This is a genomic window from Nonomuraea sp. NPDC049625 (genome assembly GCF_040675285.1).
Classification (GTDB): Bacteria; Actinomycetota; Actinomycetes; order Streptosporangiales; family Streptosporangiaceae; genus Nonomuraea; species Nonomuraea angiospora_A.
This window is the reverse complement of record NZ_JBFAOQ010000011.1, coordinates 31,584-55,493: the sequence shown is the minus strand read 5'-3', so window position 1 is coordinate 55,493 and position 23,910 is coordinate 31,584. Positions and strand designations below refer to the sequence as shown.

20 protein-coding genes are annotated in these 23,910 nt (G+C 70.1%); 6 read left to right on the top strand and 14 right to left on the bottom strand.

The genetic code is table 11. The annotated features are described in order from the left end of the window. Positions 1–40 precede the first annotated feature (40 nt). The 3 genes from AB0J87_RS39125 (at position 41) to AB0J87_RS39115 (ending at position 4,963) form a co-directional block, all read left to right on the top strand. Positions 41–1,189, top strand: coding sequence for an amidohydrolase family protein (locus AB0J87_RS39125; RefSeq protein WP_363974210.1), 1,149 nt, complete (start codon positions 41–43; stop codon positions 1,187–1,189). Positions 1,190–1,269: 80 nt separating this feature from the next. Further along, on the top strand, positions 1,270–4,065 hold the full coding sequence (locus tag AB0J87_RS39120; RefSeq protein WP_363974207.1) for a glycoside hydrolase family 2 TIM barrel-domain containing protein: 2,796 nt from the start codon (positions 1,270–1,272) through the stop codon (positions 4,063–4,065). An 88-nt stretch (positions 4,066–4,153) separates the two neighbouring features. Continuing rightward, the gene (locus AB0J87_RS39115; protein WP_355196043.1) at positions 4,154–4,963 is read left to right on the top strand and encodes a methyltransferase domain-containing protein; all 810 of its coding nucleotides are present in this window, start codon (positions 4,154–4,156) and stop codon (positions 4,961–4,963) included. 69 nt (positions 4,964–5,032) lie between these two features. Here AB0J87_RS39115 and tuf read toward each other — a convergent pair whose 3' ends face one another. Then, positions 5,033–6,208: an elongation factor Tu gene (gene tuf, locus AB0J87_RS39110; protein WP_363974203.1), complete on the bottom strand. Its 1,176-nt coding sequence runs from the start codon at positions 6,206–6,208 to the stop codon at positions 5,033–5,035. A gap of 491 nt (positions 6,209–6,699) precedes the next feature. Then, complete coding sequence (locus AB0J87_RS39105; protein WP_363974200.1) at positions 6,700–7,404, bottom strand: hypothetical protein; 705 nt, start codon at positions 7,402–7,404, stop codon at positions 6,700–6,702. 446 nt (positions 7,405–7,850) lie between these two features. Here AB0J87_RS39105 and AB0J87_RS39100 point away from each other — a divergent pair, with 446 nt between their 5' ends. Then, positions 7,851–10,085 carry a hypothetical protein gene (locus tag AB0J87_RS39100; protein ID WP_363974197.1) on the top strand — a complete coding sequence of 745 codons (2,235 nt, stop codon included), beginning with the start codon at positions 7,851–7,853 and terminating at the stop codon, positions 10,083–10,085. A 214-nt stretch (positions 10,086–10,299) separates the two neighbouring features. On the opposite strand, the gene AB0J87_RS39095 is transcribed toward AB0J87_RS39100, so the two are convergent. The 10 genes from AB0J87_RS39095 to AB0J87_RS39050 form a co-directional block, all read right to left on the bottom strand. Continuing rightward, on the bottom strand, positions 10,300–10,953 hold the full coding sequence (locus AB0J87_RS39095) for a DUF998 domain-containing protein (RefSeq protein WP_363974194.1): 654 nt from the start codon (positions 10,951–10,953) through the stop codon (positions 10,300–10,302). A gap of 91 nt (positions 10,954–11,044) precedes the next feature. Continuing rightward, positions 11,045–12,280, bottom strand: coding sequence for an RNA polymerase sigma factor (locus AB0J87_RS39090; protein WP_363974191.1), 1,236 nt, complete (start codon positions 12,278–12,280; stop codon positions 11,045–11,047). Then, positions 12,273–12,605 (bottom strand): YciI family protein, encoded by a 333-nt coding sequence (locus tag AB0J87_RS39085; protein ID WP_363974909.1) that lies wholly within the window; start codon positions 12,603–12,605, stop codon positions 12,273–12,275. The genes AB0J87_RS39090 and AB0J87_RS39085 overlap by 8 nt, the downstream gene beginning before the upstream one ends. 96 nt (positions 12,606–12,701) lie before the next feature. Further along, on the bottom strand, positions 12,702–13,187 hold the full coding sequence (locus AB0J87_RS39080; RefSeq protein ID WP_363974188.1) for a GNAT family N-acetyltransferase: 486 nt from the start codon (positions 13,185–13,187) through the stop codon (positions 12,702–12,704). A 61-nt stretch (positions 13,188–13,248) separates the two neighbouring features. Further along, the gene (locus AB0J87_RS39075) at positions 13,249–14,190 is read right to left on the bottom strand and encodes a serine hydrolase domain-containing protein (RefSeq protein WP_363974185.1); all 942 of its coding nucleotides are present in this window, start codon (positions 14,188–14,190) and stop codon (positions 13,249–13,251) included. 29 nt (positions 14,191–14,219) lie between these two features. Then, positions 14,220–15,482, bottom strand: coding sequence for an MFS transporter (locus AB0J87_RS39070; protein WP_363974182.1), 1,263 nt, complete (start codon positions 15,480–15,482; stop codon positions 14,220–14,222). Then, positions 15,479–15,715 (bottom strand): hypothetical protein, encoded by a 237-nt coding sequence (locus AB0J87_RS39065; protein ID WP_363974179.1) that lies wholly within the window; start codon positions 15,713–15,715, stop codon positions 15,479–15,481. The genes AB0J87_RS39070 and AB0J87_RS39065 overlap by 4 nt, the downstream gene beginning before the upstream one ends. Next, complete coding sequence (locus AB0J87_RS39060; protein WP_363974177.1) at positions 15,682–16,566, bottom strand: hypothetical protein; 885 nt, start codon at positions 16,564–16,566, stop codon at positions 15,682–15,684. The genes AB0J87_RS39065 and AB0J87_RS39060 overlap by 34 nt, the downstream gene beginning before the upstream one ends. A 128-nt stretch (positions 16,567–16,694) precedes the next feature. Continuing rightward, a complete protein-coding gene (locus AB0J87_RS39055; protein ID WP_363974174.1) occupies positions 16,695–17,888 on the bottom strand; it encodes an MFS transporter in 1,194 nt (397 codons plus the stop codon). Between the two features lie 214 nt (positions 17,889–18,102). Further along, positions 18,103–19,308 (bottom strand): hypothetical protein, encoded by a 1,206-nt coding sequence (locus tag AB0J87_RS39050; protein ID WP_363974171.1) that lies wholly within the window; start codon positions 19,306–19,308, stop codon positions 18,103–18,105. An 838-nt stretch (positions 19,309–20,146) separates the two neighbouring features. Here AB0J87_RS39050 and AB0J87_RS39045 point away from each other — a divergent pair. After that, positions 20,147–20,653 carry a DUF2690 domain-containing protein gene (locus AB0J87_RS39045; protein ID WP_363974169.1) on the top strand — a complete coding sequence of 169 codons (507 nt, stop codon included), beginning with the start codon at positions 20,147–20,149 and terminating at the stop codon, positions 20,651–20,653. 305 nt (positions 20,654–20,958) lie between these two features. Next, the gene (locus AB0J87_RS39040) at positions 20,959–21,405 is read left to right on the top strand and encodes a hypothetical protein (protein ID WP_363974166.1); all 447 of its coding nucleotides are present in this window, start codon (positions 20,959–20,961) and stop codon (positions 21,403–21,405) included. Between the two features lie 406 nt (positions 21,406–21,811). On the opposite strand, the gene AB0J87_RS39035 is transcribed toward AB0J87_RS39040, so the two are convergent. Together AB0J87_RS39035 and AB0J87_RS39030 are read right to left on the bottom strand one after the other, a co-directional pair. Next, entirely contained in the window at positions 21,812–22,153 is a 342-nt protein-coding gene (locus AB0J87_RS39035) for a VOC family protein (RefSeq protein WP_355196072.1), read from the bottom strand. A 191-nt stretch (positions 22,154–22,344) separates the two neighbouring features. Next, positions 22,345–23,556: a cytochrome P450 gene (locus AB0J87_RS39030; protein ID WP_363974162.1), complete on the bottom strand. Its 1,212-nt coding sequence runs from the start codon at positions 23,554–23,556 to the stop codon at positions 22,345–22,347. Positions 23,557–23,910 lie beyond the last annotated feature (354 nt).

The window sequence follows — 23,910 nt, the reverse complement described above, 5'->3', positions numbered from 1 at the left end:
CTATCCTGACCGGGTAGGGAGACCTGGGGAGACACCGCCGATGTCCAGTGAGCTCGACCTCATGCCCGCCGGCTTCGTGCGTGCCATCGAGGAGATGGCGCTGGTGGACCACCACGTGCACGGCGTCACGTCCCACGACCTGTCGCGCCGGGCGTTCGAGGAGCTGATCACCGAGTCCGACCGGCCGGTGCCGTCGTGGATGACCCCGTTCGACTCCCAGGTCGGCCACGCCATCCTGCGGCACTGCGCGCCGGTGCTCGGCCTCGACCCGTTCTGCACGCCGGAGGAGTACCTGGCCAGGCGCGCCCGGCTCGGCGCCGACGAGACCAACCGGCTGCTGCTGGGCGCGAGCGGCATCGGGCACTTCCTGGTCGAGACCGGCTACCGGGGCGAGGAGCTGCTCGGGCCCTCCGGCATGGCGGAGGTCACCGGCGTGCCGGCCGACGAGGTGGTGCGGCTGGAGGCCGTGGCCGAGCAGGTGGCCGCCGGCGGGTGCGGGGCGGGCGCGTTCGCCGACCGGTTCGCCGAGGCGCTGTGGGAGCGCACGCGTACGGCGCGCGGGCTCAAGAGCATCGCCGCCTACCGCTGCGGGCTCGACTTCGACCCCGCGCCGCCCACGCGCGAGGAGGTCACGGAGGCCGCCGGGCGCTGGTTGTCCGCCGGGGGCGGGCGGCTGTCCGATCCCGTGCTGCTGCGTCACCTCATCTGGACGGGGCTGGAGCGGGGCCTGCCGCTGCAGTTCCACATCGGGTTCGGGGACCCGGACGTGGACCTGCGCCGGTCGGACCCGCTGCTGCTGCGCGGGCTCATCGAGCTGGCCGAGCCGACCGGGGTGCCGCTGCTGTTGCTGCACTGCTACCCGTACCAGCGGCACGCGGGGCTGCTGGCGCACGCGTACCCGAACGTGTTCTTCGACGTGGGGCTGGGCGTGAGCTACACCGGCGCGCGCAGCGTGGCGCTGGTGGCCGAGAGCCTGGAGGTTGCGCCGTTCGCGAAGCTGCTCTTCTCCTCCGACGGCTTCGGCCCGGCCGAGCTGCACTATCTCGGGGCGCTGCTGTGGCGGCGCGCGATGGCGCGGGTGGTCGGCGGGTTCGTGGCCGAGGGGGAGTGGTCGGTGGAGCAGGCGATGCGGGTGGCCTGGATGGTGGGCGCGGAGAACGCCCATCGCGTCTATGACCTCGGAGGGTGAAGGCGAACGATGTTCCGCCCATGTGTGGACAGAAAACTCATCGATGACGAAACCATCTCTAACCTCTAGGCTCGACCGCGATGGATCTCGAAACTTTCTCCCCCGGTTCGGGACTGCTCGAACCCCGGGCAGCTCTCCGCTCTGACGCGCCCGCCCTCGACCTCAACGGCACGTGGCGCTTCCGCCTCTCACCCACCGCGAACGTCCCTGACGACTTCGCCCAGCCGGCCTTCGACGACGCCGGCTGGGACGAGCTCCCGGTCCCGTCCCACTGGAACCTGCACGGGCACGGCGCCCCCGCGTACACCAACGTCGACTTCCCGATCCCCGTCGACCCGCCCCGGGTCCCGGACGAGAACCCGACGGGCGACTACCGCCGCGTGTTCGACCTGCCGGAGGGGTGGACGGGCGGCCGGCTGCGGTTCGAGGGCGCCGACTCCTTCGCCAGGGTCTGGCTCAACGGCCACGAGCTGGGCTTCTGGACCGGCAGCAGGCTGCCCGCCGAGTTCGACGCGGGGCCGTACCTGCGGCCGGGACGCAACGTGCTGGCCGTCCGCGTGCACCAGTGGTCGGCCGCCAGCTACCTCGAGGACCAGGACATGTGGTGGCTGCCGGGCATCTTCCGGGACGTCACCCTCACCCGCTCCACCGCCGACGTCTTCGTGCGCGCCTCCTACGCGGACGGGCGCGGCACGCTCGGCTTCGAGGGCTCGGGCACGCTGAGCGTCCCCGAGCTCGGCGTCGCCGACCTCGCGCCCGGGGCGGAGGTGACGCTGGAGGTGGAGCCGTGGACGGCCGAGACGCCCCGCCTGTACGACGCCGTCCTCACCCTCCCTGAGGAGACGGTACGGCTGCGCGTCGGCTTCCGCACGATCTCCATCGTGGACGGCGTGCTCCTGGCCAACGGCCGCCCGCTGCTGTTCAAGGGCGTGAACCGGCACGAGTTCCATCCGGAGAGCGGCCGTACGCTGACGTACGAGACGATGCGCGAGGACGTGCTGCTGATGAAGCGGCACAACGTCAACGCCGTCCGGACCAGCCACTACCCGCCCCACCCCGACTTCCTCGACCTGTGCGACGAACTGGGCCTGTGGGTCATCGACGAGTGCGACCTCGAGACCCACGGCTTCGGCATGATCGGCTGGCGCGGCAACCCCACCGACGACCCCCGCTACGCCGACGCGCTGCTCGACCGCATGCGCCGCATGGTCGAACGCGACAAGAACCACCCCAGCATCATCATGTGGTCGCTCGGCAACGAGGCGGGCGTCGGCAGGAACCTGGCCGTCATGTCCGACTGGACCCGCGAACGCGACCCGTCCCGCCCGATCCACTACGAGGGCGACCGGTCCTGCGCGCACACGGACGTCTACTCCCGCATGTACGCCTCGCACGCCGAGGTCGAGCTCATCGGGCGGCAGGAGGAGGCGCCGCTGGACGACCCCGAACTGGACGCGCGGCGCCGCGGCATGCCGTTCATGCAGTGCGAGTACGCCCACGCCATGGGCAACGGGCCCGGCGGGCTGGCCGAGTACCAGGAGCTGTTCGAGAAGTATCCGCGGCTGGCCGGCGGGTTCATCTGGGAGTGGATCGACCACGGGCTCGCGCATCCGGAGTACGAGTACGCGTACGGCGGCGACTACGGCGAGCCCGTGCACGACTCGAACTTCGTCATCGACGGTCTCGTCTTCCCCGACCGCACGCCGTCGCCCGGGCTGATCGACCTGAAGAAGGTGTTCGAGCCGGTCCGGTTCGAGTTCGGGGACGGCGTGGTGCACGTCGTCAACGGCCACGGCTTCGCGGACCTGTCGCACCTGGAGTTCCTGGCCACGGTGGAGGCGGACGGGGAGACCGTCGCCGAGCACCGGCTGACCGTGCCCGCCGAGGGCGGCGAGGTCAAGCTGCCCGCCGGCGCGGGCACCGGAGAGGTGTGGCTCACCGTGCGCGCGGTGCTGGCGTCCGACCAGCCGTGGGCCGGGGCGGGCCACGAGGTGGCCTGGGGCCAGGCGCTCCTGTCGCCGCTCATCGGCGAGGCCGTCGAGGGCGCGCCCGCGACGTGGAGCGCCGGGCTGGTCCGCGACGGCGGCGAGATCTCCGTGGGTTCCGCGGGGGACTCGGCCTTCGACCTGGAGACCGGGCGCCTGATCAGGCTGTTCGGCGTGGAGGTGGAGGGGCCGCGGCTCGGTCTGTGGCGGGCTCCGACCGACAACGACACCTACGGCGGGCTGGCCGGCAAGTGGCGCGGGCTCGGCCTGCACCGCCTCACCCACCGCGTGGACGAGGTCGAGATCGGTGACGCGCTGACCGTGCGCACGCGGGTGGCGCCGGCCGCGACCGACGCCGGCATGCGCGCCACCTACACCTGGACGGCCTCGGACGGCGGCCTGGAGCTGCGAGTGGACGTGGAGCCGGAGGGTGACTGGGCGGACCCCATCCCGCGCCTCGGGCTGGACATGACGCTGCCCGCAGGTGCGGTCGAGCACATCACCTGGTTCGGCAGAGGGCCAGGCGAAGCGTACCCGGACACCGGGATGGCCGCCAGGGTCGGCCGCTGGCGGGCAAGCCTCGACGAGTTCCAGACGCCGTACGTGTTCCCGCAGGAGAACGGCCACCGGGCGGACGTGCGCTGGGCCGACTTCGGCGCCTTCACGGTGCGCGGGTTCCCGGTGTTCGGGCTGACCGCGCGGTCGTGGAGCGCCTTCGACCTGGACCGGGCGCGGCACCGGCCGGACCTGGTGCCGGGAGAGCGCGTGCACCTCGGCCTCGACCTGGCCCAGCAGGGCATCGGCACCGCCACCTGCGGGCCCGGCGCCCTTCCCGTCTACGACCTCAGGGCCGGACGGGCGACGTTCAGGCTCCGCTTCGAGCCCAGCTGACCGACGGATCTGATCATGCGCGGCCCCTCCCTCGGGGCCGCGCAGCCTTCGTGCTGACCGTTCACTGACGTTCAACGGGAGGAATGTGATGGATGCCAAGGAGTACCTGGCCGGTGTGTTCGACCGCGCGTCCGGGACGTACGAGCAGGTGGGGGTGCCGTTCTTCGCGCCCGTGGCCGCCGAGCTGGTACGCCAGGCCGCGCCCGGGCCGGGCGACCGCGTCCTGGACGCCGGCTGCGGGACGGGCGCCTCGCTCGTGCCCGCGGCCCAGGCCGTCGGCCCCACGGGGCGGGTGGTCGGGCTGGACCTCGCGCCCGGCATGGTCGCCGCCGCCACGGCCGAGATCGAGCGGTACGGCCTGAGCCACGCGACCGTCCTGCTGGGCGACGCGGAGCGGGCCGAGGAGCTGTTGCCTGGCGAGCGGTTCGATGTCGTGCTGGCCGGGATGATGCTGTACTTCCTGCCCGACCCGCTGGCCGCCGTACGCTCCATGACCGGGCTGCTGCGGTCCGGGGGCCGGTTGTCGGCCAGCCTGCTGGTGCGGTCGAGCCCGGTCGAGGTCGAGCTGCTCGGCCTGGTCGGGCGGGCGCTGGAGCCGTACACGTCGGGGGCGGGCGGCGCACCGTTCAGCCACACGCTGGGCTCGGCCGAAGAGCTGACCGGGCTGTTCGAGGCGGGCGGGCTGGGCGGGGTGCGGCACGAGGACGTGGTGTTCGAGGTGGCCGTCGAGGCGGGGCAGGTGTGGGACTGGCTCTGGTCGGCCGCCCGCAGGGCCCCGCTGGAGGCGATCCCGGAGCATCTGCGCGAGGAGGCCCGGGCGGCCCTGGAGGCGGCGCTCCCCCAGGACCGCTTCGTGCTTCCCCGCACGGTCCGCTTCGCGACGGGTGTCCGCCCCTGACCGGACGCGCCCGGCCCTTCTCCTTCCGGGGCCGGGCGCTCTTTCTGGGGCCGGGCGTGGCGCGGCCGGTCAGGCGTCGGGCACGGTGAGGATGGTGCCCGCGCCGACCGTCAGCCCGCCCTCGCGGATGGCGAAGCCGAGACCGGGCTCCAGCGCGACCGCCTTGCCCAGCTCGACCGCCACGTCCACCGTGTCACCCGGCTGGGCGGCGACGGCGCCGCTGAGCGTCAGCTCCCCGGGCACGTCCGTCGTCCGCAGGTAGAACTGCGGCCGGTAGCCGGACGCGATCGGCTTGCGCCGCCCGCCCTCCTCCGCGGTCAGGAGGTACACGCGGGCGGTGAAGGACCGGCGGGCGCGCTGGCTGCCGGGCGCCGCCAGCACCATGCCGCGCCGTACCTGCTCGCGGCGGATCCCGCGCAGCAGCACGGCCGCGTTGTCACCGGCCTCGCCCCGCTCCATCGTCTTGCCGAACGTCTCCACGCCCGTGACGACGGCGCCGAACGCCTCACCGAACCCGACCGCCTCCACCGAGTCACCGACCCGGACGGTGCCGCGCTCGATGGCCCCGGTGACGACCGTGCCCCGGCCGGTGACCGTGAGCACGTTCTCGACCGGCATGAGGAACGGCGCGTCCACGTACCGCACCGGCACGGGGATGTGCTCGTCCACCGCCTGGAGCAGCGCCTCGATCGACGCGATCCAGACCGGGTCGCCCTCCAGCGCCCGCAGCCCGGACACCCGCACCATCGGGACGCCGTCGTAGCCGTGCTCGGCCAGCAGCTCCTGCAGCTCCAGCTCGACCAGGTCGGTCAGCTCCGGGTCCGCGCCGTCGGCCTTGTTGACGGCCACGACCAAGTGCTCGACGCCGACCCGCTTGGCGAGCAGCACGTGCTCCCTGGTCTGCGGCATGATCCCGTCGTGCGCGGACACGACGAGGATCGCGCCGTCCAGCTGCGCCGCCCCCGTGATCATGTTCTTCACGTAGTCGGCGTGCCCGGGCATGTCCACGTGCGCGTAGTGGCGGGTGGCGGTCTCGTACTCGACGTGCGAGATGTTGATCGTGATCCCGCGCCGCGCCTCCTCGGGCGTGCGGTCGATCCGCTCGAACGGCGTGTACGTGGCCTGCCCGCGCTGCGCCAGCACCTTCGTGATTGCGGCGGTCAGCGTGGTCTTGCCGTGGTCGACGTGCCCCATCGTGCCGATGTTGAGATGCGGCTTGTTCCGTACGTAGGCCTGCTTGGCCATGGTTCCTTCCTTGAGACCTGGTTTCCGTGTGACCCGTACTCGGGGCCGACAACCTCCCCCCGCCGGGTCACCTCAGGACTCACGGGAAGAGGTCAACGCTCCAGGCCGTCGCAGGCACGCTCAAGCACGCCCGGCACCGCGGGCGTCACAAGGAGAGCGTGCAGGAACATGAGGAACATAGTGCGATCCTCAGCACGCGACCGCAACCGAATATTCCCGGGTAGGTGGGCCGGTGCCACCCACCCGTTGCCCATCTGGATGGCCGGCCTGCTGGAGCCCGCTCCGGCTCAAAGGTCTTCGCCAAGGCGGCGCTTCGCGCCAAAGGGCTCAGGCGTCCTTACCCCCGCGCCTCCGGCGCCATCGCGGGCCCACCCGTTGACCGACGAGGCGGTGGGCCGACTGACACCCACCCCGGACCGGCATGCCTTTCGGGGCCCTCCGGAGGCCGAAACGGAACCCAGGACAGCCTGAATTCGCAGGTCATGGGTTTGTCAGACCGTCCATCGCGGGGCGTACTCCAGGTGGATGTCCTGCCCGCCGCCTGGATCCAGATTCGGCCAGTAGAACAGCCGGCAGACGTGATAGTTGCAGGCGCCCGAGATGTACAGCGAGGTCGCGGCGGCGGGCGGCCCTTCCTTCGCCACGGCGAAAAAGTGGCGGGCCGGCTGCCGAAACGCCGCGGTGCTGCCGGTCAGAAACAGCGTCTCGGCGTGCACGCGCTGGTGGAGTGCGTCCTTGTTCTCCTGGTAGTTCAGGGCCCGGTAGTCGATCTCCTCGTCGGCGGGCAGGTCGGTGTCCGGCACACTTGCCGTCCGGATCTCGCCCGGAAGGTTTCGGGCGGTGATCCGCTTTCGTACCTGCTTCCAGCGGGAGGGCGGGAACTGCAGCGAGTGGTGGACCAGCACGAGATCAAGCGGCCGGTCCGGGCACCTCTCCTCCATATCCCAGTCGGGGTTGATCCCAGGGGCGGCCGGAGTGGCGCGCATCGGCAAGTAGACCAGAGAGCGTGGCGATCGGGCCGCGAGCAGCCACAACGCGCCGATCCGTCGGCCATCCGTCCGGTCCACATACATGTGATACTGACTACCGGTGTCGTAGAGTGCCCCATTGCCCAAAGGTTTGGCCGGGCGGATCACCCGGAGCTCCGAGGCTCCCAGCCGCACTCGGTGAATGATGATCTTCACCTGCACGATCATCGGTTCCTTTCATCCTCAGGCTGCCTGTGCGATCCAGTGGTTCTGAAGGACGGCGATGGTCTTGCACAGGTGGCCGGGCTTGGAAGGGCTGCAGCGCGGAGCTTGACATGGGAGCGGTTGGGGCACGATCGAACAGCACCTGAAGCTCCTGGTTGTGACGGTGAGGATTGTGGTGATCAACCCGTTTACCAGGAGCTTCTTAGAGCCACCAGCCGAACGCCGCCATCGCGATCATGATGTGATCAGGGCACGCGTCGATCGCCCTCAGCAATCTACGGCGGCCAAGCACGCCGTGGCGAATCGTAAGGGCTGCATCTGTGAGTCGATGCGGCATACCGGAATATGACCAGGCGACCTCGCTTACAGAACCTCAGAGGCGAGGTTACGTCCCGTCGAGTGGTGTGGATTGGCCCTATCGCGGAGGCGACGCGGCTTGGTCTCATGTCATGGTGATGTGGAGAGGGCGCGTCAAGGGTTGGTGGCTGATCGTCGGTGCGGCGGTGGCGACGTCGGTGGCGGCGTTCGCCGAGTCGGAGCTTCCCGCCGGGGTGGGCGCGGTCTTGGTCGCTGTGATGGGGGCCGCAGCCGGCGTGGTGTCCGGGCGGGGCAACCGGTTGGTGGAGGCGCCGACGGCGCGCGAGCGCGGGCTGGTGGTGGCTCGGCGCGGCAGAGTTCCCCGCATCCGCGATATCGATGATCTGTCAGTCGTGCGCGTCCATAGTGCGGGCGGTGATGCGTTCCCCGCGTTCATCCCCAGGGACAGAAGCGGCGAGATCGAGTCGGCCCTGGCCTCACACCGTTTCGTCCTGCTGGTCGGGGACTCGACCGCGGGGAAGTCACGTGCGGCGTTCGAGGCGCTGCGTGAGAAATGCCCGCGTCACCGCCTGCTCATCCCGGATCCGGAGAGCGGGGAAAGCCTGGCGGCCGCCTTCGAGACGGCCGAGTCCGTGCGGCCGTCGGTGATCTGGCTGGACGATCTCGAACGCTACCTGACCTCGGGAAGGGCCCTCCCGAACCAGATCAGGAACGTGATCGTCGGGAAGCCGGGGGTGCTGGTGGTGGCCACGATCCGCACCCATGAGAGGGCCCGCTTCCGGGGGATCGAGGCGTCCCCCGTTCCGGAGGCGGCGGTGTTCGGCCTCGCCCATGAGATACGGCTCGACCGCCGGTGGAGCGCCGCAGAGCTGCGCCGGGCGTCCGAGCACACAGAGGACGAGCGCATCGCCCAAGCGATCGAGTCATCCAGCACGTACGGAATCGCCGAGTTCCTGGCAGCCGGACCGCGGCTCCTCGCGACCTGGAAGGACGCCCGTTCTCCCGAAGGGAACCACTCCCGAGGCGCGGCGCTGGTGGCCGCCGCTGCCGACGCCTTCTGCGCGGGCTGGACCACTCACCTCCCGGCTCCGGTCCTGCGTGACCTCCACGAACACCACCTGCTCGACCTCGGGGGCGCCCGCGCCCGCCCCGAGCCTTGGGAATCCGCTCTGGCCTGGGCAACGAAACCGATCTTCGCCACCAGCAGCCTCCTGGTCCCCAATCACGACGGCACCGGCTACCGGGTTTTCGACTACCTGCCCGAAGCGATCGACTCCGAACGCGGGACCAGCGGGATCGCCCAACCGGTCTGGGACACGCTCATCGTTCACGCCGACCCGGCGACCTGCGTCGACCTAGGCCGGGCCGCCCAGCAACGGACCCAATGGGACGCCGCGACATCCGCCTTCCGCAAGGCGGTCGACGGCGGTGCCCTCATGGGCGCGATCGGCCTGGCGGAGATGTCCGGTGACGCCAACCGGCATGCCGAGGCCGTCGACGTCCTCAGATCGGCGCTGCGGTCCGCGCCGCCTGACACCGCTCCGGACGACCTCTTCGAACTCACCCTTCAGCTGGCCTGGTGGACGGGGCAGTCCGGGGACCTCGACCGGGCGGTCTCCCTCTCCACCGAAGCATACGAGGGCTTCCTGGAGCTCCACGGAAGGATCCACCCGGCCACGATCCAAGCCAGACGGAACCTGATTCGCTGGACCGGCCACACCGGATCGGCCGCCGACGCCCTCGCGATGGCCAGGGAGCTCCTGGATACCGGACAGACCCTCTGGGGGCCGGAGCACCGTCAGGTGCTGGGTCTGCGATTCGAAGTGGCCTGCTGGGCGGAAGCCGACGGGCCGCAGGCCGCCGAGCGCGCCTGGCGCGAACTCAACGACGATGCCACCCGCCTACTCGGTGACCATCACGCCCTGACCAACGACGCCCGCTGGAACCTGGCCGACTGGGCGACTCGAAACGGTGACCGAGAGACCGGCCTTCGCCTGCAGAGAGAAGTCATCGAGGGCTGCGTGGTCCTCTACGGTGCCGACCACGCGCGCACCCTGACGCGCATCATCCAGCTCGCCGCCATGCTGGGACACGCCGACCGTACTGAAGAGGCCCTGACCACGGCCACCGCCGCCCGCGACGACTGCGCTCGCGTCCTGGGACAGAACCACGAACTCACCCACTGCGCCGCCTACCAGCTCGCCCTGTGGACCGCTCTCTCCGGAGACACCGACACCGCACAGGTCGCCTTCACGAGCCTTCTCGCCGTGCTGCCGGACAGCCATCCACTCGCCCGACTATGCGCCCGCCAAACAGCCGAAGGCCCGGGCTCGACCACTGACTACTACCTGCCCCCTGACTGGTGACCGCCACGACGAGACACATCGACGTCGCCGGACGGCCACAGACGTGACTCCACGGACGAATCCCGGAATGCCCCTGAACGCCACGCACAGGGTGGTGCGGGTCGAGAGGCCAGATGGGCGCACAGCGAGGCAGCCCAGCAAGACGGCGAGGCTCAGCCGTTCCGCCGCCGTCCACGTGAGTCATGTCGTCCTGCCGCGTGTCGAATTTCGCCGATCAGCGTTTCCCGAGCCGGACGGACAAGGCGGCGAGCCAAGCGGAGATGAGTACGGCGCCGGCGGCGAAGCGCAGGCTGGCACTGTCCTCGCCCCACGGCGGCACCGTGAGGACGAACGTGGCCAGGCTGCTGACGACGCTGTAGGCCATCCAGCCACGGCTCGCGAAGCGCCGCGCGAAGACGAGCCCGGCCACGATCAGCGACAGGAACGCCGTCGCCCCGAAGACTGTGTGCAACATACTGCCGGTGCTGAGGCGCTCCGGCAGCCCGGCGGGGGCGCCGGCCGGCCAGCCCAGTGCGGGATCGGGCGCGAAGACCCCGCCGCCGACCATCGCCACGCCGTACGCGCCGATCAGGATCGGCCCGATGAGCGAAGCGGCCGCTCCCGTCACACCGGGGCGGGCGGCCCGCCGTACGCCGAGCGCGAAGGCGCACGCCAGCAGGCCCGTGAGCACGAAATTCGCGGTCTGCAGCCAGCCCAGGTCGCCGAGCGTGAGAGCGCTCAGCGCGTGCCGCCGCAGGTCGAATCCGGTCCGGGTGAACGCCTGCGTGAACGACACGACAGGGAACAGGACCCCGGCGACCGCGCCGCAGCCCAGCAGCAGCGCGGCCCCTCTCGCAGGAGAGGTCAGGGGCTCGGCAACGGTGCTCATCGTGGATCCTTTCGGTTGGTGGTCATCGCTTCGTCGCACGGCATGACCACGAACGGGATGCGGCCGGATGGACAGCCGCCCGCGAAATTCCTCAGGACTCCTCGACGGCGGCCAGGCGACGCCGCAGGTGGACGCGCTCCGGCTCGCTCCCGGCCGCTTCCAGGGCCGCGCGATAGGCCGCGGCGGCCTCGGGACGGCGGCCGAGCCGGTGCAGCAGGTCGGCGCGCGCCACCAGGTACGGGTGATAGCCGCGCAGCCGCGGCTCGCCGGCCAGCTCGTCCAGCAGCGCCAGGCCCGCCTCCGGGCCGTCGCGCATGGCCACGGCCGCCGCCCGGTTCAACGCGACCACCGGGGACGGGTCGAGCGCGAGCAGCACGTCGTACAGGGCCACGACCTGCGGCCAGTCGGTCGTGGCCAGGTCTGCCGCCTCGTCGTGGAGGGCGGCGATCGCGGCCTGCACGCCGTACACGCCGGGCGGGCCGCCGCTCAGCGCGGTCACGACCAGCGCCGAGCCCTCCTCGATCAGGTCCCGGTCCCACCGGCCGCGGTCCTGCTCGTCCAGCAGCACCGGCTCACCGTCGGGACCGGTACGGGCCTCGCGGCGCGCGTGGACCAGCAGCGTCAACGCCAGCAGCCCGGCGACCTCCCGCTCGGAGGGCAGCAGCCGGCGCAGGATGCGCGCCAGCCGGATCGCCTCCTCGGCCAGGTCCAGGCGCTGCAGGTCGGGGCCGGAGCTGGCGGCGTACCCCTCGGTGAAGATCGAGTAGATCACCTGCAGCACCCCGGGCAGCCGCTCCGGCAGCTCGTTCGCGCCGGGCACGCGGAACGGGATGCGGGCCTCGCGGATCTTCTTCTTCGCCCGGACGATCCGCTTGGCCATCGTCTGCACCGGCACCAGGTACGCCCGCGCCACCTCCGGCGTGGTCAGCCCCGCCAGGCAGCGCAACGTCAGCGCCCCGCGGTCCTCGGCGGGCAGCGCGGGGTGGGCGCAGGTGAAGAACAGCTGCAGCCGCTCGTCCGGCAGCTCGCCGCCGTCCGCGTCGGCCGGAGGGGCGTGCGCCGCCCGCTCCGCCTCCACCTGCAGGATGGCCAGCCGCGCGGCGAAGGCCTGGTCGCGCCTGAGCCGGTCGACCGCCTTGCGCCGCGCCGTCGTCATCAGCCACGCGCCCGGCTTGGGCGGCACACCCTCGACCGGCCAGTGCTTCAACGCCGCCTCGATGGCGTCCGAGGTCACCTCCTCGGCGAGGTCGAGGTCACCGAAGCGGCGCACGAGCGCGGCCAGCAGCCTGCCGCGCTCCTCCCGGAAGACCGCCTCGACCTCATTCATTGAAGTCGGCGACCGGGCGCACGACCACCGACCCGCCGCCACGCGCGCCCGGGCAGCGGGCGGCCCAGTCGAGCGCCACGTCGAGGTCCGGTACGTCGATCACATAGAACCCGCCCAGAACCTCTCGCGTCTCGGCATACGGCCCGTCGATCACGGTCCGCACCCCGTCCCTGTCCACGCGCACGGTCGTGGCGGTCACCAGATCGGCCAGCGACTCGCCGGACACCCAGATCCCCGCCTCCCGTACGGCCTTGTCGTAGGCCATCCAGTCCTCGAAGGTGCACTGCTCGTCCTGGTCGGTGGTGGCGGCGTTGATCAGCATCATGTACTTCACGGTGTCCCCTTCATGGGTGAGTTCGGCGTACGGCAGGCTCGCCGTACACCATCACCACGAACGGCCCTCCGCCAAATGGACAACTTCTCATAGAGAGGTTGCGGGCTCCAGAGAGCGGGTCAGCCGCACCCCTTCTTCGAGATACCCCAGAGCGGCGTAGAACCGCCGGGCGGTCGTGTTCGCCGCCCCCGTCTCCAGGGTCAGGTGACGCAGGCCCTGCTGCCGGGCCCAGTCCTCGGCGGCGGCCATCAACCGCCGGCCCACGCCCGTACGTACGGCTCGCGGATGGACGGCCAACTCGCCGACGTAGGCGTCCATCGCGCCGGTGAAGTGCCGCTGGCGCTGGACGGACACCACGCCGACGACCTGTGAGTCCCCACCGTACACGGCGACGAACACCGCTCCCCGCTGCGCCTCGGCCGCGGCGAGGGACCCGGCGAGCCACTCCCGCGCCGCCCGGGCGGCACCTTCGGGGTCACGCCACGCCGCCACACCCTCGGCGAGCCGGGGAGCCAGCGCCAGGACGCCTTCAAGATCGTCATCGCATGCGGGCCGAATCCGGACCTCGTTCATGAACGGCAGCATGCCAGGCGGAAGTCCTCCGAAAAAAGCCCTGATGGGCAGCCGGATCCGGCTATTCGCCTGCTGCCACCACCGCGTCGAGAAGCAGATTGAGCAGCACCGTCCGACGTTCGGTGTCGTCGGCGATCGCGAGGAACACGATGCTCCAGCCCAGGTCGGGCAGCCGGGCCTGCATGGCCCGCAGTCCCGGCCAGCCGCCCCCATGCCGGTAGACGCGGTGCCCGGCGTGCGAGCGGACGCCGATGCCCCAGGCGTAGTCGATCGGTGTCCCGTCATCGAGGCGGCCTGGGATGTGCATGAGGGCGGAGAGGCCGAGCTCATCGGCATTGAGCGCCTGGCTCCACCGCAGCAGGTCACCGGCGGTGGTCCACACGCCGCCGTCACCCAGTGACAGCGGCGCCGGGTGTTCAGGGGACAGCGGTGCCGCACCGGGAGGCGCGGGAGCGGGTCCGGCCCAGAAAAGCGTGTCGCTCATCGACAGCGGGGCGAAAAGCCGGTCCCGCGCGAAATCCGGAATCGGCTGACCGGCAGCTCGTGCCGCCGCAGCGGCGAGGCAGACATATCCCGCGTTCGAATAGGCATAATTGCCGCCCGGCCTGCCAGGGAGGGCGGGAGATCGGGTGAGGGCCTGGATGACGCCTTCGCTGGTCCGGTCGGCATCGCCGGCCAGAATGGCGTCGATGTCACGATCGTCGGGCAGAGCCGCAGTGTGATGGAGAAGCTGCCTGAGCCGGATGTCATCGGCCCATGAAGGCAGCTGGGGAAGCCAGCGCGATAAAGCGGACTCGAGGTCCAGCGCACCCTCCTGGACGAGCAACGCCACGCATGCGGCGGTGATTTGCTTGGAAAGGGAGGCGGCGTAGATCGGTGTGGTGCCGGTCAGCGTCTCGCGCCTGGCAGTCAGCCCCTGCGCGTGAAAAGCCGGCGCATTGTCGCGTCGCTGGAGCCCGACCACGATTGGTTCGTCATTCCGATATCCGGCTTCGGCGACCATGGCTTCTATTCGCTTCTCAGCGAGGTTTCTCACTGAAGATCACTTCCAGTGGCAGTCTCGGTGGTCACCCGTGCCCCTCGGAAGAGCACCGGGAGCCACAGGAGACATGCCAGCAAGGGGACCGCGGCGTAGGTGGCCATGCCCACACTGGAGCCCAGCCCGTCCATGAGCGCGCCGAGGACGAGATAGCCGATGCCGATGAGCGCCGACTCCACGAATGCGATCATCGACAGCAGGCTCGCTCGGTGGCGCGACGGCACGGACTCGTTGAACACGTTGTCCACGATCACGGCGGTGATCTCGGGAATCCCGACCAGGGCCAGGAACGCGGCGATGGTGACCCAGACAAGGCCGAGGCCGCTCAGGCCGAGTGCCGCGGCGAGCGTCAGGAGGGACACCGGGACTATGACCCGGTACCCGATGCGCCGGTCCGCGCGGTCCGACAGCAGCGGAGTGAGCCCGCCGGCGAAGAATCCCGCCGATATGACCACGCTGACCAATGCGGTGCCCGCTCCCTGATCGGAGAGGGTCTTCTGCGCAAAGATGATGTACGGCGTCAAAGTCGCATGCATCAATCCGGACACCACGACAAGCGTCACGAGCGCCGGCGTGGCGACCCGAAGCATCGCCCGCCATGCTGTGGCGTCGCCGTGCTCCTCGGCTCCGTCCTGCTCGTCCACCGCGTCCGCGCCGCGGATCTCGGGCACCCGTGACATCAGCACCACCACGGCTAAGGTGAGGCACGCCGCCGAACCGACATAGACGACTCCCCAGGAGATCTGCTGAAGTTGGCCGCCGAGGACGATGGCGGCTCCCGAGGTGACCGTCCCGAGCATGGTGAACCGGGACTTGATCTTGACGTAGCTGGCCGTTGCACCACGACGCACGAGCAGGTCGTACAGCAGGGCGGTGTCCGAGCCGGACACACATGCCATGCCCACGCCCTGCCCGATGAACAGCGCCAGGAACACCCAGTAGTCGGAGAACGTCCCCTGGCCGAGCAGACATCCGGCTATCAGCAGCTGGCCGATCACGATGCTGGCACGCCTGCCGATTCGGTCGGCGATGACCCCCGTCGGCAACTCCGCAAGTCCGCTGACCAGGTAGAGCAGTGTCTGCAATAAAGCCACTTGCTCGGCGGAGAAGCCTCGCTGCTGAAGGAAGAGGACGAATACGCCGCGCTGGAACAGCGTGTTGGCGAGCACGGCGTATACGTAGAACGGGCGCGTGACACTTCGTGCTGCATTGTCGGCTGCAGCCGACCCGCCAAGGGCCTCCGTGGTGCCGGTCATGCTGCGGGCTCCCTGGTGACTCCGATGATCATTAGTGTTGGGCCTCCGCCGCCGACCGGAACCTCCAGTCCATACTTCGCGCAGGATATCGGGCCGGCCATCCGGGAACCGTTGCCGGCGCCGCCGCACAGGAAGACCGGGTGGTCAAGGCCGCGTTCCGCGACTTCCCCGAGGTCGGTGAAGAGATGGCCGTCCATGTTCAGACCCGCGTCGATCCGCTGATCGTCCAGCATGGCCTCAGCGGCGGTGAAGCCGCCAAAGGAGTGGCCGAACATGCCGACCTTGTCGAGATTCCACCCGCGCCTTCCCAGCTCGTCGAGGACGAACCGGGCATCGCCGAGGCGCGCTTCGGCCGCCTTGCCCAGCTGGTCCATGGGGATCTCAACGGGATCGCGGCCCGGATCGGGAGGCTGGGCATGTGACGGGCCAGATGCCACCACGCCACGTCGCGCGGGTCCTCCTCGCTGTGCGCGAGCTGGCGGGACAGGTACGTGAGCCAGCGGCCGACCTGCTCCGGGGTCCAGGTGTGCTGCGGCCGGAAGGGCTGGGGCGGGTTGCCGGCGGGCACGCGCGTGCTCACCAGAGCGGGGATGAGCTGGTCGGCCTCGCACATCGACCGGTTCAGCTCGGTCAACATGTCGGCTCGGGCGGTGCCGGGCAGCTCGTCCAGCCCGTGGATGACGGGCAGCACCTCGCCGCGCGCCAGGAGCGTCTCAGGGACGTCCGGGCCGAGGCTCGCCGCGCACAGCGCGGGGTAGGCCGCCGCCAGGCTGTCGGCCAGCCAGTCCTGTGGCCGGGGATGTACGCGGTCGTCCCAGCGTGCGGCCGACACCAGCACCGGGACGGGCTCCTTCGGCTGCCGCGTGTTCAGCAGTTCGAACGCGAGCTGCACGGCCCGAGTGGTCTTCCCGGCGCCCGGGCCGCCCAGCGAGCGCAGGGCGGTCTCCTCGCGCCACTTCTCGGTCACCAGGCCGGTGAGGATGTCTTTCGCGGTGGCCACGTCGGCGGACGTGGGTGCGGACGCGACCGCGCCACGCTTACGGCGCGACAGGGACGGCACCCACCGCAGCAATCCGTCACTCAACGTAATCACGCTGGCGGCGGCCGTCAGGACCTGTGCGGTTCCGACGACTGCCCCGATGGTGCCGGGAAGTTGCGAGGCAAGGAACAGGAGCGCGATGGCCAAGCCCAAGAGGAAAATACCTACCGCCATCAACACCGCGGGTTTGTGTTTCTGTCGGTGGTGAGCGACCACGAAGCTGCCGCCATGAGGAGGGCGGTCAGACCGCCGCAGATCATCGCCGTCGAGACCGAGAAGGCGTCCACGACCTGACCGCCGGCCAGCGCCCCGAGCGCGAACGTCGCCTGGAAGGAGGAGGTGAAGACGACCGTGGCGGCCTCCGGCGTCCCCGGCGCGGCGTTCATGAACCAGGCCTGGGAGCAGACCGGGACCCCCCCGTAGGCCAGCCCCCACAAGACCACCAGCGCGACGGCCCCGGCGGTGGAGGTGCCGGCCACGGGCAGCAGCAGCGTGGCGAGGGCGATCAGGCCGCCGCAGGCCAGGAAGGCGGCTCGTGGGGCGGTCGCGACCGCCCTGCTCGCCAGGAAGTTCCCGGCCGTCCCGGCGATGCCGTACGCCAGGAGGGTGGCGCTGATGGCGGCCGGGTCCAGGTGGGTGACGTTCTGGAGGAAGGGGGTGACGTAGGTGTAGGTGCCGAAATGCGCCAGGACGATGAGGAACGTGGCCAGCAGGGCGATCCTGGTACCCCGTTCGCGCAGGAGGCCGAGCAGGACGCGGCCGCTGGTGACCTCGTGGGCGGGGAGCGGCGGCAGCAGCATCAGCAGGGCGATCAGTACGACGACCGACAGCGCGGCCAGGACGAGGAAGGCGGTTCGCCAGCCGGCGAGGTGGCCGATGAAGGTGCCGGCCGGCACGCCGAGCACCGAGCCCAGGGGGACGGCGGAGAAGATCAGCGCGGTGGCGGTGCCGACCGAGCGCGGCGGCACGAGGCGGGCGGACAGCCCGGCCCCGATCGACCAGAAGCCGCCGATGGTGAGGCCGACCAGCACCCTGGAGACCAGCATGATCCAGTACGAGGTCGCCACCGCCGCCAGGACGTCGGCGACCGCGAGCACCGCCATGAGCGCGCACAGCATCACCCGGCGGTCCAGGCGGGCGGTGGCCAGCGTGACGGCGGGCGCGGCGACGGCGGCGACGATGCCGGGCAGGGTCATGGTCAGTCCGGTGGTGCCATCGGAGATGCCGAAGTCGGCGCCGATGTCGGTCAGCAGGCCGATGGGCAGGATCTCGCTGGTGACGATGGCGAAGATGCCCAGCGTGAGCGAGGTGACCGCCAGCCAGCTGATGAGCGGTGGGCGTGGCCGGGCTTGGGTGATCGTGGACATGGTTCCGTTCGGGTTGGGACCGTGGGGTTGGGAACCAGCCAAGCAGCGATGGGGGAGCGGATACCGGCAGGTTTCAGACCACACCATGCCGTGACGGCATCAGCCCCAAATGCCGAAGGGCCCGCCCTCCACCGCATGTACACCCTTCGAGGAATGCGGCACCAGTCGGTGAGACACGAGGAAGCTGAGGTCACCTACCGTTGGAAGGCATCGATCAATGCCGCCTTGCGACGAAAGCATGCTCGTGGTCGGTGTCCTCGCCGACGGAGCCCACGGCCCACATGTTTGAGGTGCCGGGGATGGCCGCGATGGCGGCATGACCGCTGCCACCGGCGCTGATGCCTTCGCGCGTCCACGACGTGCCGTCGTAGTGGAGGAGGAGCGCGACACCTGGCTGACGGGGGTCGGTACCGCTCGCCCACAGGTTGTTCTTGCCGAAGGCCGTCAGGCCGTGCAGAGCACCCTTCACTGGTGGCAGTTCCACCCGCTGCCAGGCCGACCCGTTCCAGTGCATGACGAGCGGCGTGGGGAGGGATCCCGGGGTCTCCGCCCCCTCCTCGCCATCTGAGGTCGGGCGGCAGTTCGCTGGGGGATACATCTCCGGGTCGTAGCCCCCGATCGCGCCGACGGCCCAGACGTCTGTCGGCGTGATCGCCAGCACGCTCTCCAGACGACCTCCGAGGACCTCAGGAACGGACATGTCCTCGTTGTAGCTCCACCTTCCGTCCGGAGACATGTGGGCGACCGTCGGCCTGGTGCCCTGGCAATCCTCCCGAGCCCGCCGGCCGACCGCCCAGACATGGCCGTCCTTCAGCGCGACCGCCTCGAACACACCGTCCGTCCCCGACCGCATCCGCCGGAACCTCTTACCGTCCCATTGGATGGCGAAGGCTCCGTCAGGGCCCGAACCGACGATGACCGCACGCCCCTTCCCGGTGGCCACGTCGTACGGTCGGTAGCCATCGGCCACTCCAAAGGGGCGCGGTGTGGCCCAGACGCGACCGTCCCAATGGGAGACGCCCCCGCCTGAGGGCGAACTGCCCACGAGCCAGATGTCGTCCGGTCCTGCCACGTCGAACGCCCGCACGCGAAGTTCGCTGTCCTCAACCGGGATCCTGGTCCAGACCGAGCCGTTCCAGTGAACCAGGACAGGCACCCCATCCTCGTCCTCGGCACCCGCTTCGAAGCCGGCCGCCCAGGCGTCTTCCGGCCCTTTGGCGAGCACGTCGACCAGTGCCGATGCCGCCTTCAACCCGGCGCCCGGGATGCTCCTCCACCGCGTCGAGGGCGTGACCGTCTCGGTTGGTGTGGGGCCGGCCCCCGCGCTTGCCGTGGTGGTTCCGGGTGCGGACCTCACCGGCACGTCGGCGGGGGAAGGCACCCGCGGCCTTCCGGCCGAACATGCGGCCAGCAGGCCCAAGCAGGCCGTCACGGCGACGAGATCCCGTACGATCTTCATCGCACACATTATGCGGATCCCTGGACCTGCCAGTGTGATCTACAACCTCGGGGCGCGGAACAACCGCTGATGGCTGTCCTGCGTTCCCCGACCTCGGAGCTCAGCGGCCCCCCGGGTCCAGATTTCCGCCGACGAGCTGACCGACCTCGTCGGGACGGTCGTCGGCCCCAGCGCGGCGACGGGTTCGTGCCGCACCCGCCGGCATCGCGTCTGCGCCATTCGTCCACGGCAGGGGAACTGGATGCGCTGGACCTCCTGGTCTCCCGGAGGACGGCATCCGGCCGGCCGTCTTCGCCGGCGACGACAGACCGTCATTACCACCTAGCGGTAGGCGCACGTGTGTGAGAGGGCCGAGTGGGCCGGCGCGAACCGTTGCCGAGCGACTGATCCGACGAGCAGTGGGCGCCGATCGAGCCGGTGATCATGGTGTGGAAGGCCGCGCCTCGGCACCGGCTTCTACGACAGCCGTCTCAACCACCGATGTTCGGATCATCTCTCAGTCGGCCTGCTCCGTCCGCGCGCCGGCCCGCGCTACCGGGGGCCATGGACTGGCAGGGCCGAGAACTCCGGCTGCGGCAAGGTCGCCCCATGGATGCGTACCGACGTCCCCAGCGCCGGCCATCAGCCCGTTTTCGGCCTGTCCAAAAAAGTTGCGCCAGTGTGCACTTCGACACAGACCGGCGAGCCGCACTGTTGCAAGGGTGGATCTCGAAAGGCCAGACGCCCAAACGGCGGAACAACGGGCCGGGCGATACAGTCTGACAAGCAGGCCCGCCGTCGCTTTATGAGTCACGGCACCATGACATCGATCACCAAGACGATGGCCGTCTTCGGCACGAGCGCCGCGCTGGCCAGTGGTCTCCTGACCACCGGTCTGATGAACGGTGCGGCCCAAGCCGCCTCCCTCCCTGCCGCGAGGACCGCAGGGTCGGCGAGCGCTCACCCGTACGACGGAAAGGATCCGTACAGCAGCGGGTGCGCCCGCTCCAGGGTCAACACCGGGAAGAAGGCCTCGCTCAGGAACGAGGTCGGAGACCGCCTGGGCACGATCCGGCTGTTCTACTCCCGCCAGTGCGGCACCAACTGGGGCGAGGTGTCGGTCGCCGCGGGCGCTTCCGGCACCATCACGGTCTACACCGGCACCAAGAGCAGATCCTTCACCTACCGGCCCGGGAACGGCGGGCACCACTGGGGCAACATGATCTACGCCCCCAGCGGCATCTGCGCCAAGGCCACGGGCACGGTGACGGCCGGGGTGGGCCGCGCCAACAAGGGCAGCGGCACCACAGCCAAGGCCTGCGACTGAGCCACGTGGGCGCTCCGCGTGGCGCGCGGGTCCCGGCGAGGCCGATGGACCGGCTCTGCCCCACGCCGACGTGATCAGCGGAGGCAGGATCACCACGATCGGCGCTGTGTTCAACGACGCCCCCGTCAACCGCGTCGCCCGACGCGACGATGACGTGGGTTGTGCAGCTCCCCGCACGTGGTTGGGGCGCGCGGCTGCGCCTGCAGGTCGCCCATGAAGGGGTGAACGGCCTCCGCGCAACTGCCGGCTTTCGCACGCCGGCCCGGAAACCCCGTATCAGCCCTCAGACAGCAAGGAGGAAATCCATGCGCACGTTCCAGCTCATTGGCACTACCGTCGCTGCCGTTTTCGGAGCGACCATGCTGGCCGGTCCGGCGGCCCAGGCCGCTCCCGCGCCTGCCACCGCCGCGGCGCGGTCCGCCTTCGCCGCCACGGCCGACAGCACCGCGATGCGCCTGGCGGAGGCCAGCATCAGGTGCGGCAAGGGCCTGGGTGGCAAGAGGAAGGTGAACTTCAGCTGGGAGAAGGGCAACGCCACCACCAAGATCTACTTCAACAACCACTGCAAGAAGGGCAAGAAGATAACTGCGGCGGTGGTGAGCCGCAATTACCGCGTCGACCACTGGCAGTACTGGTGCAGACCGCTGGACACCAATGGCCGGACCAAGGGGAACAAGAAGTTCTCCAACAGCGGCTACACCGTCTGGAAGGTCCTTCGCGGCCACAAGAACAGGTACTGCAAGGTGCAGTAGTCCGGTCGCCCTCCTCGATGTGCCCCTTGCGCGGTCAGCCGCACCGCGCAAGGGGCGCGTCAGGTTCGAATACCGCGCCATGATCGCCAGGATCCGGGTGAGCGTCGACGCCACTCCTGTCTCGGAGTTCGGCGACGTCCATGCGACGACGCAGGAGTGGATCTTCCAGGCGGTCTTCCAGCTGCTGGGCGAGCAGCCGCTGGTCGCCGACGTGCGGGCCACGCTGTTCCGGGCGCTGTCCACGATCCAGGGGGGTCTCGGTCAAGCAGGACGCGATCGACGCGGCGGGGCGCAACGGGACCGCGTTCGTCTACACGGGAGCCCCGGGCATTACCGGGACCAGTGCCGGCGCCGCGTGGGTCGCTCGCACCCGCGCGACCGCCATCGATGTCCTCAGAGGGTGGCGTCAGCTCGGGCCGCCGCCGAAGCTGATCTCATTGCCGTCCGTGTCCCGGTAGGTCACCTTGGTCGCGCCACCGTCGTACCTCTCGCGCTTCGCGGGCTCGATGCCTCGCCGGGCGATCTCGGCGACCCGTCCGTCGAGGTCGTCGACGAACGACAGCACCAGCGCGTTCCCTGCCCGTTGTGGATCTTGCACGATGTAGACGTACCGGTGTTCGGCCACCTCCCACACCGCCTCGATGTCGTTCGGCAGGAACGACGGCGGCCCACCGAAGAACTGCTCGTACCACGGCAGCGCCGCGGCATAGTCGGTGACGGGTACGCCTGCGAACAGATCGAGCGTCATGTGGTCATCCCTACGTCGTCGATGGGTCGCCGGTACTGACTTCGGCAGCGCCGGAAACTCATCGTCGTCCGCCTCGCGATGATCTGAGTCAAAGCCGCCCGGTTCCCCGGCCGCGGTGCGAGGACAGGGACCCCCATTCCACGTCGATGGTGCCATGCCGGGCATCTCCCACGAAGAGGCGGACCGGGCCCTTAGCGGAGGAGCACGGGCAGCGTCGTGGGACCCTCGGTGATGAGTGACGAGGTGTACGGGATCTCGCCGGGCTCGACCGCCAACCGGAGATCGGGGAACCGGCCGAACAACGACGCCAGCGCGATACGTGCCTCGAGCCTGGCCAGCGGCGCCCCCAGGCAGAAGTGCGGACCACGGCCGAATCCGAGGTGCGCGTCCGGCTCCCGTACCGCGTCGAACCGCGGCGCCTCCCCGCCGAATCTGGCCCTGTCCGTCCCGGTGCTGGAGATGCCGACCATGATGGGCTGGCCCGCCCCGACTGTCACCCCGCCGAGCCGCACCTCCCGCAGCGGATACCGGAACATGACGCTGATCACCGAGTTCCTGCTGCGCAGCGCCTCCTCCACCACCTGCTCCCAGGCGTTCTTCGCACGCGCGAAGACCAACTGCTCCGGGTCCGAGCACAGCGCGACGACCGTGTTGGCCAGCAGGTGAACCGTGGTCTCGTGACCGGCGATGAGCACCAGCCACAGGATCCACATCATCTCGCTGTCGGACAGGCGGTCGCCGTCGTCCTCCTGCGCACGTATCAACCCCGTGGTGAGATCGTCGCCCGAGTCGTCACGCTTGCGCTCGATGAAGGCGGCCAGATACCCGAGCAACCCGGCGTTGGCGGCGAGCATCTCCTCCGGCGAGGTGGTGTGCTGCAGCAGAGTGTGGCTCCAGTCGCGGATCTGCTGCTGCTCGCCCTCCGGCACCCCGAACAGCTCGCAGATCACCATGACCGGCAGTGGCTCGGTGAACAAGCGCACGAGGTCCACCGCGCCGCTCTGGCCGGCCATCCGGTTCAGCAGTTCGTCGGTGATCCGCTGGATGCGCGGGGCCAGTCCCTGTACGCGGGCGGGGGTGAAGGCCCGGTTGATGAGTCCCCGCAGCCTCCGGTGGTCCGCGCCGTCCTGGGTCAGCAGGTGCTCTCCCTCGATGAGCTGGCGCAGCGGCCAGTCGGCCGGGATGGTGCCGTCGTTCAGCGCCGTGAAGTTCGCCGGGTTCTTGCTGAACAGCGTGTCGTCGTTCGTCAGGACCTCGTTGACCAGTTCGTACGAGGTCACGAGCCAGGCGGGCACCTGGCCCGGCAGTTCGACGCGTAAGATCGGCCCGCTCTGGTCGAGGTAACGGCGGAGGGTCGCGGACGTCCGCTCCGACGGCACGGGGATCTGGAGAGGAGTAGCCATGGATTTCCCCACTGTGGGATGAATGTCCCCCTCACTTTCCGCGTTGGGTTCGACCGGGCCAAGTCGTGAACGTTGTCACTGTGGAGCCCTCAACCTCTGCCGCTTCCGCCATTGCGGAACGTGAAGGTCTGCTCGGAAGGCCGTGGCGGAGCTCCGGTCGTCCGAGCGGATGAGGGTCTTCAGCTCGCTCATCCGGCCCCAGGTGTTTCCCGGGATCATCGGAGTGGAGGGCGGTGGGTCCGGAATGGGCGGCGGCCGTCATCCCGCTGGGCTGCCTGTCCGAAGCGGGGCCCCGGTGCCGTCGGCGAGCAGGGGCGCGCTGCCGTGGACCTCGTTGCCGCTGGTGGCGGTGGG

What these genes read in the sequence shown, in the direction of transcription:
- AB0J87_RS39125 (WP_363974210.1), top strand. Translation starts at nt 41, where the DNA reads ATGTCCAGTGAGCTCGACCTCATGCCCGCCGGCTTCGTGCGTGCCATC.
- AB0J87_RS39120 (WP_363974207.1), top strand. Translation starts at nt 1,270, where the DNA reads ATGGATCTCGAAACTTTCTCCCCCGGTTCGGGACTGCTCGAACCCCGG.
- AB0J87_RS39115 (WP_355196043.1), top strand. Translation starts at nt 4,154, where the DNA reads ATGGATGCCAAGGAGTACCTGGCCGGTGTGTTCGACCGCGCGTCCGGG.
- tuf (WP_363974203.1), bottom strand. Translation starts at nt 6,208, where the DNA reads ATGGCCAAGCAGGCCTACGTACGGAACAAGCCGCATCTCAACATCGGC.
- AB0J87_RS39105 (WP_363974200.1), bottom strand. Translation starts at nt 7,404, where the DNA reads ATGATCGTGCAGGTGAAGATCATCATTCACCGAGTGCGGCTGGGAGCC.
- AB0J87_RS39100 (WP_363974197.1), top strand. Translation starts at nt 7,851, where the DNA reads ATGGTGATGTGGAGAGGGCGCGTCAAGGGTTGGTGGCTGATCGTCGGT.
- AB0J87_RS39095 (WP_363974194.1), bottom strand. Translation starts at nt 10,953, where the DNA reads ATGAGCACCGTTGCCGAGCCCCTGACCTCTCCTGCGAGAGGGGCCGCG.
- AB0J87_RS39090 (WP_363974191.1), bottom strand. Translation starts at nt 12,280, where the DNA reads ATGAATGAGGTCGAGGCGGTCTTCCGGGAGGAGCGCGGCAGGCTGCTG.
- AB0J87_RS39085 (WP_363974909.1), bottom strand. Translation starts at nt 12,605, where the DNA reads ATGATGCTGATCAACGCCGCCACCACCGACCAGGACGAGCAGTGCACC.
- AB0J87_RS39080 (WP_363974188.1), bottom strand. Translation starts at nt 13,187, where the DNA reads ATGAACGAGGTCCGGATTCGGCCCGCATGCGATGACGATCTTGAAGGC.
- AB0J87_RS39075 (WP_363974185.1), bottom strand. Translation starts at nt 14,190, where the DNA reads ATGGTCGCCGAAGCCGGATATCGGAATGACGAACCAATCGTGGTCGGG.
- AB0J87_RS39070 (WP_363974182.1), bottom strand. Translation starts at nt 15,482, where the DNA reads ATGACCGGCACCACGGAGGCCCTTGGCGGGTCGGCTGCAGCCGACAAT.
- AB0J87_RS39065 (WP_363974179.1), bottom strand. Translation starts at nt 15,715, where the DNA reads ATGCTGGACGATCAGCGGATCGACGCGGGTCTGAACATGGACGGCCAT.
- AB0J87_RS39055 (WP_363974174.1), bottom strand. Translation starts at nt 17,888, where the DNA reads ATGTCCACGATCACCCAAGCCCGGCCACGCCCACCGCTCATCAGCTGG.
- AB0J87_RS39045 (WP_363974169.1), top strand. Translation starts at nt 20,147, where the DNA reads ATGACATCGATCACCAAGACGATGGCCGTCTTCGGCACGAGCGCCGCG.
- AB0J87_RS39040 (WP_363974166.1), top strand. Translation starts at nt 20,959, where the DNA reads ATGCGCACGTTCCAGCTCATTGGCACTACCGTCGCTGCCGTTTTCGGA.
- AB0J87_RS39035 (WP_355196072.1), bottom strand. Translation starts at nt 22,153, where the DNA reads ATGACGCTCGATCTGTTCGCAGGCGTACCCGTCACCGACTATGCCGCG.
- AB0J87_RS39030 (WP_363974162.1), bottom strand. Translation starts at nt 23,556, where the DNA reads ATGGCTACTCCTCTCCAGATCCCCGTGCCGTCGGAGCGGACGTCCGCG.